This is a genomic window from Pseudoalteromonas sp. SG41-1 (genome assembly GCF_014164575.1).
Lineage (GTDB): Bacteria > Pseudomonadota > Gammaproteobacteria > Enterobacterales > Alteromonadaceae > Pseudoalteromonas > Pseudoalteromonas rhizosphaerae.
Genome location: NZ_JACJFL010000004.1, coordinates 68,681 through 83,518, shown reverse-complemented (window position 1 = coordinate 83,518; position 14,838 = coordinate 68,681). Strand labels below are relative to the sequence as shown.

Here is a 14,838-nt window from a genome sequence, read left to right as displayed (position 1 = left end):
GCAGTGTGTAGTCGCTCATCTAACGACAACAAAATCATCAACAGGTGTGGAGAGAACAACCAATGAAAGCAAGTAACACACAATTGGCTTTAGCCATTGCAGCAGCGCTAGCAAGTACCTCAGCATTCGCTGCCAATGACACTGAAAAATTACAGCAGCAACTAGACGAACTACAAAAAGAAGTCGCTGCGCTGAAGAAGTCTAGCGGCTTTAATTTGGAATTTGGTGGTCGAGTGCAACTTGATTACAACTATTTTGATGGTGCATATAACGCGAATAATGACGGTGATGCGGGCGGTGATTTTTTTGCGCGTCGTATCCGTACTTATGTTGAAAGTGAGCATGGTAACTGGGATCACAAGTTACTGCTTGAGTTTGCCGAAGGTACAGCAGAAATCGTGATGGCGCGAGTTCGTTATAATTTCGATAATGGTCTAAAAATTAAAGCGGGTAAAATCCGTGAAGACATCACTTTAAATGGCTTAACGAGCTCTAAGCATACCAATACTATAGAGCGCAGTACGCTAGCCAATACTTTCTCGCCGTTCTTCCGTTGGGGAGCGTCAGCGTCTCAATACTTTAAAGACAGTGGTTTTCGTTATGCCGTTGGTGTTTATAAAAATGATGCCTTTGGTGCGACGGGTCATGACGAAGATGATCAACTAACACTCGCTGCAACGGGACGTGTTACTTGGTCAAGCGCAGCCCCAGGCGATGTGATTCATTTAGGTGCGTGGCATTCATACCGTGATATGGGTGGTAACGAGTTAGGTGCGCGCTTTGCCCGTGGCGAAATACGTGAAGCCAATGTACGTCTTGTTGATTATGCGGTGGGTGGTAATGCCGTGGCATTGGATAGTTTGTCGCAAAGTGGTCTTGAGTTTGCGTATCAAGCTGATGCATTAACGCTAGAGGCTGAATACGCAAGCCGCACACTTGATGCTGTTAATGGCGCCGACCCGCTTGATGGCGAACGTTATGACGGTTTTCATGTATCAGCGAGCTACTTCTTAGGTGGTGAGCAACGCAGGTACAAAGCCGGTTCAGCATTATTTGTACAACCTAAAGGCATTAAAGATGCGTGGGAGCTTGTCGCCCGAGTATCACAAATGGATGCAACAAGTAGCACGCAAGGTACTGAAGTAACTACTTATACCCTAGGCACATCCTATTATATCAGCAGCGATATCAAATTTATGGGCAACTTGATCTACAGCGATGTAGAGGGTCCAGGCGCAACTGCGTTAGTGGGTGATGAAGACTCAGGTATGGGCTTTAGTGCGCGCATGCAGTATTTATTTTAGGAGTAAATTGAGATGAACTTACTTAAAAAATCATTTAAATCATTTAAAACTACGGTACTTGCGGCATCGTTAGTACTAAGCAGTCCGTTTGCTATGGCTGACATTCACTTTTTAGTACCGGGCGGCCCTGGTGGCGGCTGGGATACCACAGCACGCGGTGTGGGTGAAGGTTTAGTGAAAGCGGGTATTGAAGATAATGCGTCTTTTCAAAATATGTCGGGCGGCGGCGGTGGCCGTGCAATCGCTTATCTGATTGAGTCTGGTACTAAAAAAGGCGATATCTTAATGGTTAACTCAACACCTATCGTGTTGCGGGCACTAACCGGTAAAATTCCTTACAGCTACCGTGATTTAACTCCCGTTGCCAGTATGATTGCCGACTACGGTGCGTTTGTAGTACGTAACGATTCGCCATTTAAAACCTGGCAGGATGTGATCGCAGCAATGAAAGAAGATTCAGGCTCTGTAAAAGTAGCTGGTGGCTCTGCACGTGGCAGCATGGATCACTTAGTTGCAGCGCAAGCAGTTAAAGCGGCAGGCCTTGACGGACGTCGTTTGCGTTATATCCCTTATGACGCGGGTGGTAAAGCCAAAGCAGGGTTGTTATCTGGCGAGGTTAACTTACTTTCTACCGGACTTAGCGAAGCGTTAGAAGTCGCTAATGGCGGTCAAGCGCGCATTCTAGCTGTGACCTCTGGTGAGGCACTACCAGATTATCCACAAATTCCAACCTTAAAATCACTTGGTTATGATATGGAGTTTGTTAATTGGCGTGGTTTCTTCGCGGCACCTAATTTACCGGCTGATAAACTTGCAGAATACACCGAGAAGTTACGTAAATTACAAACCACTCCAGAGTGGGAAGTAGTCCGTGCACGTAACGGTTGGTTAAACCTATTCCAAGAAAAAGATCAATTTATAAAGTCACTTGAACAGCAAGAAGCACAGCTTAAAGTTGTTATGGAAGAACTCGGCTTTATTCGTACGTCACGTTAATCGAGGCTTTTATGTTGAATCGCGAACTACTAGGGCCAAGTTTATTCTTGGCGCTATTTACCCTCTACGCCATTGTTGCATGGCAAATTCCGTTACTCCCATTTGAAGAGTATGAAACGGTTACTTCTGCCACCTTACCTAAAGTATATGCGGCATTTGGTATTATCGTTTGTCTGCTTTCTATCGGGGCTACTTTACTTAAACCAACTGCAGCCGTTGATGAAGATAATGCGCTCGAAAAGTCACATGTATTGCGAACAATCGGGTTGCTTATATTGATGGTGATATATAGCGCAGCGCTTGAGCCTATTGGCTTTTTAATCTCAACCAGTGCGTTTTTATTAGTTGGCTTTTTTGTTATGGGTGAGCGCCGCAAGGCTATTCTCTTATTGGCCTCTATCCCTGTTGCTGTAGTGTTTTGGTTTTTAATGACCCAAGTGCTCGGTATTTATTTGGTTCCTGGCAACCTGTGGAGTTAAGTTATGTTTGATGGAATTATGCTGGGCTTGTCGACCGTACTCGACTGGAACAATTTATTGTATGTCATAGTGGGTTGTTTTGTTGGTACCTTTATCGGCATGCTTCCGGGGCTTGGGCCAATTACTGCTATTGCGTTAATGATCCCAATTACTTATAGCATCGGTGCCGATTCAGGGATGATTCTGATGGCGGGGGTGTATTACGGTGCAATTTTTGGCGGTTCAACATCATCTATTTTAATTAATGCCCCAGGGGTGGCGGGTACAGTTGCGTCCTCCTTTGATGGCTATCCGCTGGCTAAACAAGGTCATGCTGGAAAAGCATTGGCGATAGCCGCTTACTCCTCCTTTATCGGCGGAACCATAGGCGCAATTTTATTGATGGTTGCAGCCCCCTTGTTGGCAAAAGTATCGCTGAGTTTTCAATCTCCAGATTACGTTGTACTGATGTTTTTAGGTTTAACAGCGATCGCGGCGTTTTCTAATAAAGGGCAATTTTTAAAAGCCATGATGATGACAGTATTTGGCTTAATGCTCGCGACTGTGGGGATTGATCCATCATCTGGTACTGAGCGTTTTACGTTAGGCCAAGCTGACTTACTTGATGGCATTAGCTTTTTATTAGTGGCAATGGCTACTTTTGCACTGGCTGAGGCGCTTATTAATGTAGTGCGTCCAGAGAAAAAAGAAACTAAAAGTATTAATGATTCAGACACACCGCAAATCGGTTCAACTAAATTGACCAAAGAAGAGATCAAAGACATTGCGCCAGTTATTGGCCGCTCGTCTATACTTGGTTTTATTGTTGGCGTATTGCCGGGGGCAGGTGCCACTATCGCTAGCTTTATGGCGTATGCGACGGAACGTAACTTAGCGCCTAAAGGCTTAAAAGAAAAGTTTGGTAAGGGTTCATTACGAGGCTTGGCAGCGCCAGAGTCTGCAAATAATGCAGCATGTACCGGTTCATTTGTACCATTATTGACATTAGGTATTCCAGGCTCGGGTACTACCGCTATTATGTTAGGTGCCTTAATTGCTTACGGTATTCAGCCAGGTCCAATGCTGATGCAAGAAAACCCAAGTGTATTTTGGGCGGTTATCGTTAGCATGTACTTTGGTAACATCGTATTGCTGATTTTGAATCTTCCTTTGATACCATATTTTGCAAAAGTATTAGCGATGCCAAAATCAGTATTAACGATAATGATTTTGTTCTTCAGCTTAATTGGTGTGTATTTAGTTTCCTTTAATACCTTTGATTTATTTATGATGGTTGGCTTTGCTGTGGTGGCGTTGGTATTACGATTACTGGCTTTCCCAATGGCACCATTACTACTAGGCTTTATTTTAGGCGACATGATTGAGCGTAACTTCCGTCGTTCAATGATGATCTCGGATGGTTCATTAAGCTTCTTATGGGAACGCCCACTAACATTGAGCATTTTTATTATCTCAATATTAGTGTTGTTATTTCCATTAAAAGACTTTATAACCCAACGCCGGGCAGATAAAGCGGCGCTTAAAGTGAAGCAAGAGCATGCATAATTGAGGTAAAAAATGAGCTACACCAAGACGCAAAATCCGCTGCAAAACATAGTTAAAAAGCCTAAGCGTTTAGAAACGCGGTTAATAATTTGGGTTACAGGGCTGTGTGTATTACAAGCGGTGTTATTTGGCGGTTTGGTGTATCGAATTACCGCACAAAGTTTGCATGATCACATTGGTGACAAAGCACTCGCTGTGGCGACGAGTATTGCATCAAGCGATGATGTCGTTAAAGCTTTAAAGAACCCTAGTAACTTGGTGGCAATCAACCAAGAAATAGAAAATCTGCGCCAGCTAACTGGCGCAGATTTTATTGTTATTGGTGATAAAAATGCGCATCGAATCGTCCATCCAGATAGCAATAAACTCGGTAAAAAAATGGTTGGCGGTGATAGCCAAGACGCGTTACACGGCGAGCGTTATATTTCAGTGGCGCAGGGCAGCTTAGGTGAATCCATTCGCGGTAAAGTGCCGGTATACGATGAGCAACAAAATATTATTGGTTTGGTCTCGGTCGGTTTTTTAGTGCAATCGGTTGAGCCGTTGATCCGTGAGCGGATTGTTGAAATTATGATTTGGGGTTTGTTGTTAGTTGCTTTGAGTATTATTGCCGCTATCTTTATTGGTCAGCGAGTAAGAAATGCCATCTTTGGTTTGCAACCAGATGAAATAGCGAGGTTGTTTTCAGAGCAGGACGCTATTTTAAATACCATGCGTAGCGGTGTTATTGCACTTGATCCCGACGGACGAGTACGCAAACTGACCCAGCGTGCTTGCGAAATTTTAGATAAACCAGTTGCCTGTATTAATCAGTCATTAACTCTGAAAGATTTACTGCCAGAGCATGCTGAGTTTTTATTACGAAATCAGCGTCGTAAAATGGTTGGCTTTGAGTTGTTTGCTGCGGATAAACGTTTGGTGTTGTCGCGTTTTTCATTGCAAGTGCAAGGGCAGGCGGATGGTATTTTACTCACTCTGCGCCCAGCTGATGAGCTTGAATACTTGAGCCAGCAACTTACTAAAGTACAAGCATTTGCCGAGTTGTTAAGGGTGCAAACCCATGACTATTCGAATAAGCTAAATCTAATTGGGGCGCTTATTCAAATGGGTAAAAATGAGCAAGCAATCGAATTGATCGGCCAAGAAAGCCAAGGTTCACAAGCACAGATCCACCATTTATTAGAACGTATTCAAGATCCTGTGTTAGCCGGTTTGCTGGTGGGTAAATACCATAAAGCCCGCGAGTTAAACGTAGTATTGGAATTAAACCCAGAAAGTTTACTTGGTGCCATCGCACGTACTGAAATGTTAGAACGAGTAGTATCAATCTTGGGCAACTTAATTGATAACGCCATTGATGCGGCGATCAGAGCCAGTAAAGATCGAGAACCTCATGTACGAGTCACGGTTGATGAAACGAGTAAGACATTATTGTTTGATGTCGAAGACAGTGGTTTTGGCTTGGGTAACGACCATGAAGTGATATTTACCCCACAATACAGTTCAAAAGCAGGGGCAGAGCATGGCATTGGTTTATATTTAGTGAAAACTAATTTAGATTCGTGTGGTGGTAGTTTAGAAATTGGTGAGTCAGATTTAAAAGGCGCGCGATTAAGCGTCTATATTCCTAAATAACCCTAAGGTAATTTAGGCTAATAAGCAGTGGCCAAGCAAACAACAATAAAAGTAAATGGGCTAACATTGCAACGCTAAAATGAGTAATAAAAAATGACATATTCAGTAGTTATCATCGAAGATGAGCTCGAAGTTGCACAACTTCTTGCTCAATACCTGCTTTTACCGAATGGGGTTGCGGGGAACCAAACTGCGCGACAAAGCTTGCGTCAAGGTCAGTATCAGGTAGTTGGTATTGCAGCAAACTTAAGTACTGCTACCGCGCTATTACAGGCGATAGAGCCCGATTTGATCTTACTTGATATCCATCTACCAGATGGCAATGGCCTTGAGTTATTAACCGACTTGCGTCGGCGCTCAATTAAAAGTGAAGTGATGCTACTGACTGCCGCCAAAGAAGTCGAAACTCTTGAAAAAGCGATGCAGTTAGGGGCCTGTGATTTTTTGGTTAAACCTTTGATGCTTAATCGACTTGATCAGGCGTTAGCGCGATTTGAGTCACGCCAGCAGTGTTTGTCTGATTCTAACGAGGTGACCCAATCTATGGTCGACACTTTATTTGGCTCAAGCGAACAAAGTAAAGCACCTGTTAGACTGCCTAAAGGGGTTGATCAGCTTACTTTAAAAAAGATTATTGATGCATTTAAAGAGCACAAAAAAACGCCCTTTACAGCACAGCAAATGGGCGATCTTGTAGGAGTAAGTCGCTCTACGGCACGCCGTTACTTAGAGTATTTACTAGAGGCAGAGCAAGTCAGTGCCGACCAAAGCTATGGCAGCATAGGTCGGCCAGAGCGCTGTTATAAAATGGCTTAGTTATCTGGCAAAGCGCTTAAGTCTACCTCAGGCGCTTGACCAACTGGGCGTTCAAATTCACTGTGTAATTTAGTTGGGCCTGTAAAAAAGCCAGTGTTGCGTAAGTAAAAACCTGCGTTTTCAGTGCCTCCTTGATAATCCATTCTCGATTGCTTGGCAGCCGTTGCATCATAAGTAAATTGTGCTTTATCAAGCGAGTGCCATTGGCCTTGAGTATCTCTGAGCCACTGATTACTGTATAGCGCTTTGCGCTCGAATTGCCCTGCATCAGGGATGAAGTTTTCTAAGAAGCTGTGTGGCCTTGCCACATATGTATCTGTACTAGGGCGTCTAAATGAAGCAATGAACAGCCACTTTGCGGCGATAGGGTCATAAAAATATGCGCTGTAGTCGGTATGATTAGCAAGGTTTTCAGTCGGATTTACTTTCAATAAAAAGCGGTAGGTTTGTTCTGCTTGCCAAGGGAATACTAAATAGCTTTGCCCGCCAGAACCTTCATTACCAAACTTACCGGTATACACATCATGCCCTTTAGCTAATTGCTGAATACGCATTTCCACAGGAATAGCAGCTGGATCATCGGTCTGAAAAGGACTCCATACTGAAAATAATACACGGCGTTCAGTGTCAGAGTTTACTTGCATACCAAAGTAACCCTCAGCAAAACCATTGGCCATAAAATACGAGCCTTGATGATCATACCCTTGTGGTACGCTCAGCTCTGAATAGAACCATTGATAGTTTTTAGTCTTGTCAGGTATGGGATAGTTTAAATGCACGGAAGGCCCGCGACGACCCCAATAAATATCATCTTTTACATATAAAGGCGCCGCCGACTCTTTATCTAGCGTGACAATAAGACCTTGAATATCAGCAAAGGTGTCAGCTGTTTTAGCGATACCGGTAAGTTGCAATTGTTGGTATCCGATTTGATCTGGCAGAAACTCGCCAAGATCGATATCTTGAAATTGCTGATTAGTGAGCGTAATTAACTGACTCTGTTGATTAAAGTCGACTTTAAGCTGGCTGCGATCGCCTGCAACTTTTACGCGCAACTTTAAATTAAAAGCCGCTTTTGTTGGCAGGTAAAAGTAGTGATTAACTGGTATTGCAGAGTCTTGCCAGTGCGTGATCCCCACATCACTAATCAGTTTTTTATTTGCTGCGATACTATGGCTAGTAGCACTATTGCCATAACTGGGAATAAAGTAATCCGTGGTTTGGTTTGCCACTGCAAATGGCGAAAATGAAGTCCATAATAATGAACCAATAAATAGTAAAATTCTCATAGTGAGCTCCATAAAAAGCGCCGACAAACGGCGCTAATATAAGAGGGTATACCCAAGCCTCCTCAAGATGTGAATTCTGCATCTTGAGGTGGTTTGGGTATAAGCTTAAAATGATGCTGAAAAGCCAAGGCTAATCGAGCGACCATAGCGCGCTAAGCGACGAATTTGTTCTTCTGTTTTTACGTATGACCACTGTCTTTCATTGGTTAAGTTGGTTACGCTTAAATCAACTCGCACTTTCTCAGTGATATTGTAACTGGCACTGAAATCGTATTGGCCGTAGTCTGCCGCCCATTCTGGTCCGCCCCATGCATCAGGATAGACTAAGTAGTCGTCGCGCCAGTTATAAGCAATACGGGTTTGATAATCACCTTTTTCATAATAAATAACCGCGTTATACGAGTGCTCAGACATCCCCACAAATGGCAGATCATTTAGCTCTTCGTCGTCATAGCTGCTGTCTGTGAAAGTATAGTTTATTTGTACACCCAGGCCATCGAATGGTGCTGGAAGTATTTCGTCAAAAGACTGCTGATAAGCTGTTTCAAAGCCTAAAATTGTTGCGCCTTTTTCCGATGTAGGTGAGATTTTTGTAAAAACTGGGCCTTCTACAGCCACTCCATCTTTAAAATAATTACCCACTTGCGCAGTGCCTACTCGGCCGCGGGCAATCACTGATTCTATGTCTTTATAGTAGGCTGCAAAGGTTAGTGCACCATAGTCAGAGAAATACCATTCAATCGTCGTATCTATTTGATTGGCTCTTAGTGGCTTAATACCCGGGTTTGAGGCATGGTATTCGGCATTATTAAAATCTAAGTAGCTATAAGGCGATAGATAATCTAAGTTTGGCCGTGTGATTACTTTAGCCGCACTAAAACGATAGAGTAAGTCATCACGTAGATGCAATTTAAAGTTTAAGCTCGGTAGTACGTCGGTGTAGCTTTCTTCAGTGGTGGAGCGGGTGTAATAATCTTCAATTTCACCCTCAACGCGATAGCTTAATGCGCCATCTTTTTCGGTTATATTGTAACGAACATTATCAACATCAAAGATGTAACCATCTGATGTGACATCGGTTTGTATTACACGGACGCCCATGTTTAGTGCAAAAGGCAGTTTAGCAATATCGCCTTGTAGATTTGCTTCAACAAAAGCCGCTAAGGTCTGCTCAGTAAGGGCGAATGAATCCTTTGGGCTGTTCTTTGCGACAATTTTATCTTGCGCCGCTTGTGGATTAATTGATTCATAAAAAGCATACAGTTTGTCGTAATTAAAGCTTGCCCATGGATCCGGATGTTTACCAGGCTCACCATCTAAGAAGTTATCAAAGTTAGCTGGCACGAGTACATCTGCTGGTAAACGAAATAGGTTTAAGCCGCCTAGCTCTTCAACACTTGAGTCGTCAAAACTGTCGTATTCTGAGTTTTTAAAATAAGCGCCACCATTACTGAACATTGATGCATTTTTTGATTTATAAACACTGCGTTCTTTGGTTTGTTTGCCGTAATGAACGCCAAATTGAATATCTTTCACTAGTTCAAAAGAGGGAATATAGGTTGCTGCTAAGCGCACCTCTTCTATTTGGTCTTTCACATCGGTGCCTGAATTGTAGCTGTAATGCGCACCAAAAGGTTGTTCTGCACTCAGTGCTGGGGTCATGGTCACATCTGGCAGCATATTACTACCGGTTTGGTCGATAGTGATACCATCAACAAAACCACGTGCAACAATAAAACGATTGTTACCATTGCTGACATTTTTAGCTTGTGACTGTGAAATATCTAAATCAACCGTTAAGCTCTCTGTGGCATACCAAACCGTATTAAAACCCCATTGCCAAGTATCTGTATTACGTGGCACAGACACATTTAACAGCTCAGCCATTGCGCCATCAACTAGTTCTACATAATTAGCATTACCATCTTCATTGAACTTTACTTCACCGATAGCGGGGATCCCCGGTGTCCAAGATTCATCATAGGTTACAAATGAAATTTGATATTGCTCACCATTGGTTTCGTATTGTGAGTACATGCTGTCAAAGTTAACATCTATACTATCTGACGGGCGCCATTGCAGCGCTAAGCTTGCACCCAGTCGCTCACGCGTATCCTGCCAATTTGAATAACGTACATAGCCTGGAATAATCGATGGGTATGATTGCTCATTATCTTCAAGCTTGCCGTTACCGTTACTATCGATTGGGATACGTACATCAACATTCTCGTCTGGATCATAAAAACCTTCACCTTCATAAGAGTCTTCACGCTGTGTACGTTCAGAATATACCGCTGTAAACAGCGCTCCAAAGGTATTATCAAAAAAGGTATCACTAATTAAAAACGAAGCTTGTGGATTGGTGTCACCAGTACGTTCTTCATAAATGCCTTTGGCACTGCCTGATAAAGTGAAACCATCTAAATCCAAAGGTTTGCGGGTTTTGATATTGATAACTGAGCCAATGCCGCCTTCTTGTGTTTTACTTTGTGGGGATTTGTATACTTCGAGGGATTGGACTATTTCGGGGGCGATTAAATCAAAATTAAAGTTACGGCTAGAATGCTCTGATGCCATGCGTCGGCCATTAACGGTGGTAACGTTGTAGTCACCACCTAAACCTCGCACGGTAACATTTTGGCCCTCGCCGCCGTTACGCGTAATTGCAATCCCCGTCATCCGTTGCAATGCCTCGGCAATGTTTTGGTCGGGAAACTTACCGATATCTTCAGCAACGATAGCATCCATAACCCCCACAGCTTGTTGTTTTAAATACAGGGATTCTTTAATACTCGAGCGAACACCTCTAACTTCAATTACTTCGACTTGCTCTGCTTCGGCTTCTTTTTCTTTTTTTTTGTCTTCATCAGCTGCCAGCGAGGTGCCACTGAAGATGGCGCTCATAGACAAAAACAGTGTGGACAGTTTTAGTTGTGCTTTCATAATAGTTACCTGTATTTTACTTGTTGATGGTTGTTTTTTTATTGAGTTATTGCCACGCGTGTTGAGTGTATTTTTCTCCAACACGCGTGAGGTTAATTACGAAATAATGCCAAGTGGTTTTGCTTGCTGCCAAAGACCACGGGTGAAATCTGGGAAGTCTTTGCTGTTACTTCTATCGGCTACAGAATCAACAGATAGCGGGAAAACAGCTGACCATGCGGCTGCGTCATACACATCTTGATCAAGTGGTTCGCCATTGCGTAGGCAAAAAATAATCCGCCAAAACATCAAGAAGTCCATGCCACCATGGCCGCCGTTGCGTTCAGCCTCAGCGCCCATTTTTTGCCAGAGCGGATGATCGTATTTGTTATACCAATCAGCCATGTCGTAATCCCACTCGTGATAGCTTTTACTGCCACCTTGCTCAAGTGCGATCCTATTTGGAAAGCCAGCAAAAACACCGTTAGTGCCTTGAATTAAGTTATGACGAGAATAAGGACGTGGGGTGGTGGTATCGTGTTGCACCATAATGCTGCGACCTTTAACCGTTTTAATAATGCTGGTATTCATATCACCCGCAATATAGTTAAGTTTGTTGCGGCTATGATCTGCGGGGAATTCTTTTTTAGCGTAGGCTGCACGGCCTAATGATGGCGAGCTCATCGAGCTTATATAGTCAAAACGATCGCCACGATTGATATTCATGTATTGTGAAACAGGGCCTAAGCCATGAGTTGGGTATAAATTACCATTAACCGCTGCATGCCATGGTGTACGCCAAGAACCTGTTTTATGGTCAATTTCTTTCATTTGCCAGCGTAGCTCATGGATATATGCTGCTTCACCATGCAACAATTCACCAAAAACGCCTTGGCGAACCATATTAAGAACCATTAATTCGTCGCGTCCGTAGCAAACATTTTCCAACATCATGCAGTTTTTTTGAGTTCGCTCAGAGGTGTTTACTAGTTGCCATGCCTCTTCTACAGTCACAGCTGCTGGTACTTCAACAAAAGCATGCTTGCCGCTTTCCATGGTATCGACAGCCATCGGCGTATGCCACTGCCATGGCGTTGAAATAATAACAATATCAATGTCTTGGCGTTCTAGCATGCGACGGTAATCGTGATCGTTTTTGCCATAGGTATCTGGTTTTTTAAAACCTTTATCAACGACAATCTTCACGGCCCTGTCTACAACGGCCTGATGGGTATCGCAAATTGCTTTAATTTCAACGCCATCGAGATGACAAAAATGCTTAACAGCACCAACACCACGTTCACCCACGCCAATAAAGCCAACCCTTACTACGTCCATTTTTGGCACTGTTAAGCCAAGGGTTGAACGTCCTTGTTGTGCGGTTCTTAATATTGATTTGGAATTGGTGGTAGAGGTACAACCCAAAGCCGCGCTGGTTGCTGCAATTGCGGCCATTGATTGTAAAAATCGTCTACGGTTGAGATCGCCCATAACATTGCCCTTATTGTTTATTATTTGTAAATTTGTTTTCGCAGGCTTTTATTTGTACACACAATGAAATGTCAATGCAAGATAAAAATCTTTCATTTACTTTCGTTTTAGTGGTGTTGTTTTTTATTTTTTATTTTAAAGTCTTTATTTACAATGGTTTAATTGCACTTTTTAATGTTTAAAGATAAATGTAAAAAAATTGAATTGAAAGTAAACGAAAGCTGCGTACAATGAATGAAAGTTAACAATGAAAGAGAGCGGGCATGCTTAACACTATCGAAAGGCGTCATGAGATTGTGCAATTGGTCTACAAACAAGAGCGGGTGCAGGTTCCTGAGTTAGCTCAGTTGTTTGGTGTTTCAACGGTAACTATCCGTAACGACTTAAATGAGTTGGATGAAAAAGGATTGTTGGTACGGTCCCGTGGTGGTGCAGTTGCCAGCAATCGCTTAACTCAAGAATTATCATTAAAAGAAAAACACGATGCAAATCGCGGTATTAAAGAGCGCTTAGGTAAATTTGCAGCGAGTCTAATTAAGGATGGTGAATCGATTATTTTAGACTCAGGGACAACAACTGAAGAAGTCGCTAAAAATCTAACCAGCCACCACGGCGTAGTTGTGATGACCAATGGCTTAAATGTGGCGCACTCACTACTTAATGCGCCATCGGTTGAAGTGTTAATGACTGGTGGCACGCTACGTAAAAAATCACTGTCATTTTATGGCCGCCAAGCTGAACAGCACTTACAACAATATCACTTTGATAAGTTAATTTTGGGTGTTGATGGCTTTGAAAAAGATATTGGTATTACAACGCACTTTGAGCTTGAAGCTCTGCTAAATCGGGTGATGTGTGAAGTATCGCGAGAGATCATAGTAGTAACAGATTCTAGTAAATTTAATCGTAAAGGCGTGCATAAAATTATTGCCGCCAGTGAAATAAACGTACTGGTTACAGACAGTGGAATTCCAGCAGAGATAAAAACCGCGCTCGAAGATGCAGGTGTGCGGTTACATATTCTCGATCTTTAACTTTCATAACTAAACAAAGATTATCTAACGAAGAGGCTTGCAATGACGATATTACAGCAATTAATCGCAGCGAATAAACGCGGCGAAAAACAGGGTATTTATGCCGTTTGTTCCGCTCATCCATTGGTGCTAGAAGCTGCCATATTGCAAGCCAAACAAGATAATAGTTATTTATTAATCGAAGCAACCGCTAATCAGGTCAATCAGTTTGGTGGTTATACGGGTATGTTACCTGCTGATTTTATGGCATTTATTGAGCAGCTTGCGACAAAGCAAGAGTTTGCAATTGATAAGCTGATCCTTGGCGGTGACCATTTAGGCCCTGTGTGTTGGTGTGATGAAAGCGCTGAATCGGCGATGCAAAAAGCTGAGCAGTTGATCGCCAGTTATGTTGGTGCAGGATTCAAAAAAATTCACTTAGACACCAGTATGCGCTGCGCCGATGATGAATTAATTTTAGCTGATGAAACAGTTGCAACACGTGCGGCGCAGTTGTGTGCAGTGGCTGAACAAACAGCATTAGATACCTTTGGCCGCAGTGACTTAGTCTATGTTATTGGTACTGAGGTGCCGCCGCCCGGTGGTGCCGATGAGCAAATAGATACGCTTGCAGTCACAGAAACTGACCATGTTGCTAGTACATTGGCATTGCATCACGATGCATTTTTACAGCAGGGGTTATCATCGGCATGGCAGCGAGTAGTTGGCTTGGTTGTACAGCCAGGTGTGGAATTCGATAACACGCAAGTATTTGATTATGATAGCGCTAAAGCGCAACGGCTAAAGCAATATATAAAGGCCGTTGATGGCATTGCCTTTGAAGCACATTCAACTGATTATCAAACGCCCATTGCGTATCAACAATTAGTAAATGATCATTTTGCGATTTTAAAAGTGGGCCCAGAGCTTACCTTTGCTTTGCGTGAGGCATTATTTGCATTAAGCCATATTGAAGATGCGCTAATAGACACCGAGCAATGTTCACATATACGCACTGTTATTGATGCCGATATGCAGCAGTTTCCGAAAAATTGGCAGCGTTTTTATCAAGTTGATAAATCAGTGCAGCAGCTTTATCGTCGCTTTAGTTTTAGTGATCGAATCCGTTATTACTGGGGACAACAAGGCAATCAAGCTGCCGTTGATAAGCTATTTTGTAATTTACAAAAACAACCGATACCACTGCCGTTACTAAGCCAATATATGCCATTGCAGTATCTTGCAGTGCGAAATAACACCCTGCAAAACAGCCCTAAATCTTTGGTACTTCATCACATAATGCAAGTAACCAGTCGCTACGCAGATGCGTGTTTTAAACAACAATAGA

Annotated in this window: 11 protein-coding genes; 8 read left to right on the top strand and 3 right to left on the bottom strand. The window is 43.0% G+C overall.

The window, feature by feature from the left end; genetic code table 11:
* Positions 1-62: 62 nt before the first annotated feature.
* The 6 genes from H5203_RS04785 (at position 63) to H5203_RS04760 (ending at position 6,775) form a co-directional block, all read left to right on the top strand.
* A complete protein-coding gene (locus H5203_RS04785; protein WP_145240101.1) occupies positions 63-1,304 on the top strand; it encodes an OprO/OprP family phosphate-selective porin in 1,242 nt (413 codons plus the stop codon).
* Positions 1,305-1,316: 12 nt separating this feature from the next.
* Positions 1,317-2,300, top strand: a complete 984-nt coding sequence (locus H5203_RS04780; RefSeq protein WP_145240099.1) for a tripartite tricarboxylate transporter substrate binding protein — start codon at positions 1,317-1,319, stop codon at positions 2,298-2,300.
* Between the two features lie 11 nt (positions 2,301-2,311).
* Entirely contained in the window at positions 2,312-2,779 is a 468-nt protein-coding gene (locus H5203_RS04775; protein ID WP_145240097.1) for a tripartite tricarboxylate transporter TctB family protein, read from the top strand.
* Positions 2,780-2,782: 3 nt separating this feature from the next.
* On the top strand, positions 2,783-4,324 hold the full coding sequence (locus tag H5203_RS04770) for a tripartite tricarboxylate transporter permease (protein ID WP_145240095.1): 1,542 nt from the start codon (positions 2,783-2,785) through the stop codon (positions 4,322-4,324).
* 12 nt (positions 4,325-4,336) lie between these two features.
* Positions 4,337-5,959, top strand: a complete 1,623-nt coding sequence (locus H5203_RS04765; protein WP_145240093.1) for a sensor histidine kinase — start codon at positions 4,337-4,339, stop codon at positions 5,957-5,959.
* Between the two features lie 93 nt (positions 5,960-6,052).
* A complete protein-coding gene (locus H5203_RS04760; RefSeq protein WP_182819433.1) occupies positions 6,053-6,775 on the top strand; it encodes a response regulator in 723 nt (240 codons plus the stop codon).
* On the opposite strand, the gene H5203_RS04755 is transcribed toward H5203_RS04760, so the two are convergent.
* The 3 genes from H5203_RS04755 to H5203_RS04745 form a co-directional block, all read right to left on the bottom strand.
* Positions 6,772-8,064 carry a DUF3472 domain-containing protein gene (locus H5203_RS04755; protein WP_182819432.1) on the bottom strand — a complete coding sequence of 431 codons (1,293 nt, stop codon included), beginning with the start codon at positions 8,062-8,064 and terminating at the stop codon, positions 6,772-6,774. The genes H5203_RS04760 and H5203_RS04755 overlap by 4 nt on opposite strands.
* A gap of 105 nt (positions 8,065-8,169) precedes the next feature.
* Positions 8,170-11,007 carry a TonB-dependent receptor gene (locus H5203_RS04750; protein WP_145240087.1) on the bottom strand — a complete coding sequence of 946 codons (2,838 nt, stop codon included), beginning with the start codon at positions 11,005-11,007 and terminating at the stop codon, positions 8,170-8,172.
* Between the two features lie 96 nt (positions 11,008-11,103).
* A complete protein-coding gene (locus tag H5203_RS04745; protein WP_182730721.1) occupies positions 11,104-12,477 on the bottom strand; it encodes a Gfo/Idh/MocA family protein in 1,374 nt (457 codons plus the stop codon).
* 263 nt (positions 12,478-12,740) lie between these two features.
* Here H5203_RS04745 and agaR point away from each other — a divergent pair, with 263 nt between their 5' ends.
* Complete coding sequence (gene agaR, locus H5203_RS04740; RefSeq protein WP_145240083.1) at positions 12,741-13,511, top strand: transcriptional repressor AgaR; 771 nt, start codon at positions 12,741-12,743, stop codon at positions 13,509-13,511.
* Between the two features lie 42 nt (positions 13,512-13,553).
* Positions 13,554-14,837: a D-tagatose-bisphosphate aldolase, class II, non-catalytic subunit gene (locus tag H5203_RS04735; protein ID WP_149982228.1), complete on the top strand. Its 1,284-nt coding sequence runs from the start codon at positions 13,554-13,556 to the stop codon at positions 14,835-14,837.
* Position 14,838: the final 1 nt, after the last annotated feature.

Excerpts from the sequence above, each read along its gene's own strand:
- H5203_RS04775 (WP_145240097.1), top strand. The coding sequence starts at position 2,312 with ATGTTGAATCGCGAACTACTAGGGCCAAGTTTATTCTTGGCGCTATTT.
- H5203_RS04755 (WP_182819432.1), bottom strand. The coding sequence starts at position 8,064 with ATGAGAATTTTACTATTTATTGGTTCATTATTATGGACTTCATTTTCG.
- H5203_RS04735 (WP_149982228.1), top strand. The coding sequence starts at position 13,554 with ATGACGATATTACAGCAATTAATCGCAGCGAATAAACGCGGCGAAAAA.
- H5203_RS04750 (WP_145240087.1), bottom strand. The coding sequence starts at position 11,007 with ATGAAAGCACAACTAAAACTGTCCACACTGTTTTTGTCTATGAGCGCC.
- agaR (WP_145240083.1), top strand. The coding sequence starts at position 12,741 with ATGCTTAACACTATCGAAAGGCGTCATGAGATTGTGCAATTGGTCTAC.
- H5203_RS04770 (WP_145240095.1), top strand. The coding sequence starts at position 2,783 with ATGTTTGATGGAATTATGCTGGGCTTGTCGACCGTACTCGACTGGAAC.
- H5203_RS04760 (WP_182819433.1), top strand. The coding sequence starts at position 6,053 with ATGACATATTCAGTAGTTATCATCGAAGATGAGCTCGAAGTTGCACAA.
- H5203_RS04780 (WP_145240099.1), top strand. The coding sequence starts at position 1,317 with ATGAACTTACTTAAAAAATCATTTAAATCATTTAAAACTACGGTACTT.
- H5203_RS04765 (WP_145240093.1), top strand. The coding sequence starts at position 4,337 with ATGAGCTACACCAAGACGCAAAATCCGCTGCAAAACATAGTTAAAAAG.
- H5203_RS04745 (WP_182730721.1), bottom strand. The coding sequence starts at position 12,477 with ATGGGCGATCTCAACCGTAGACGATTTTTACAATCAATGGCCGCAATT.
- H5203_RS04785 (WP_145240101.1), top strand. The coding sequence starts at position 63 with ATGAAAGCAAGTAACACACAATTGGCTTTAGCCATTGCAGCAGCGCTA.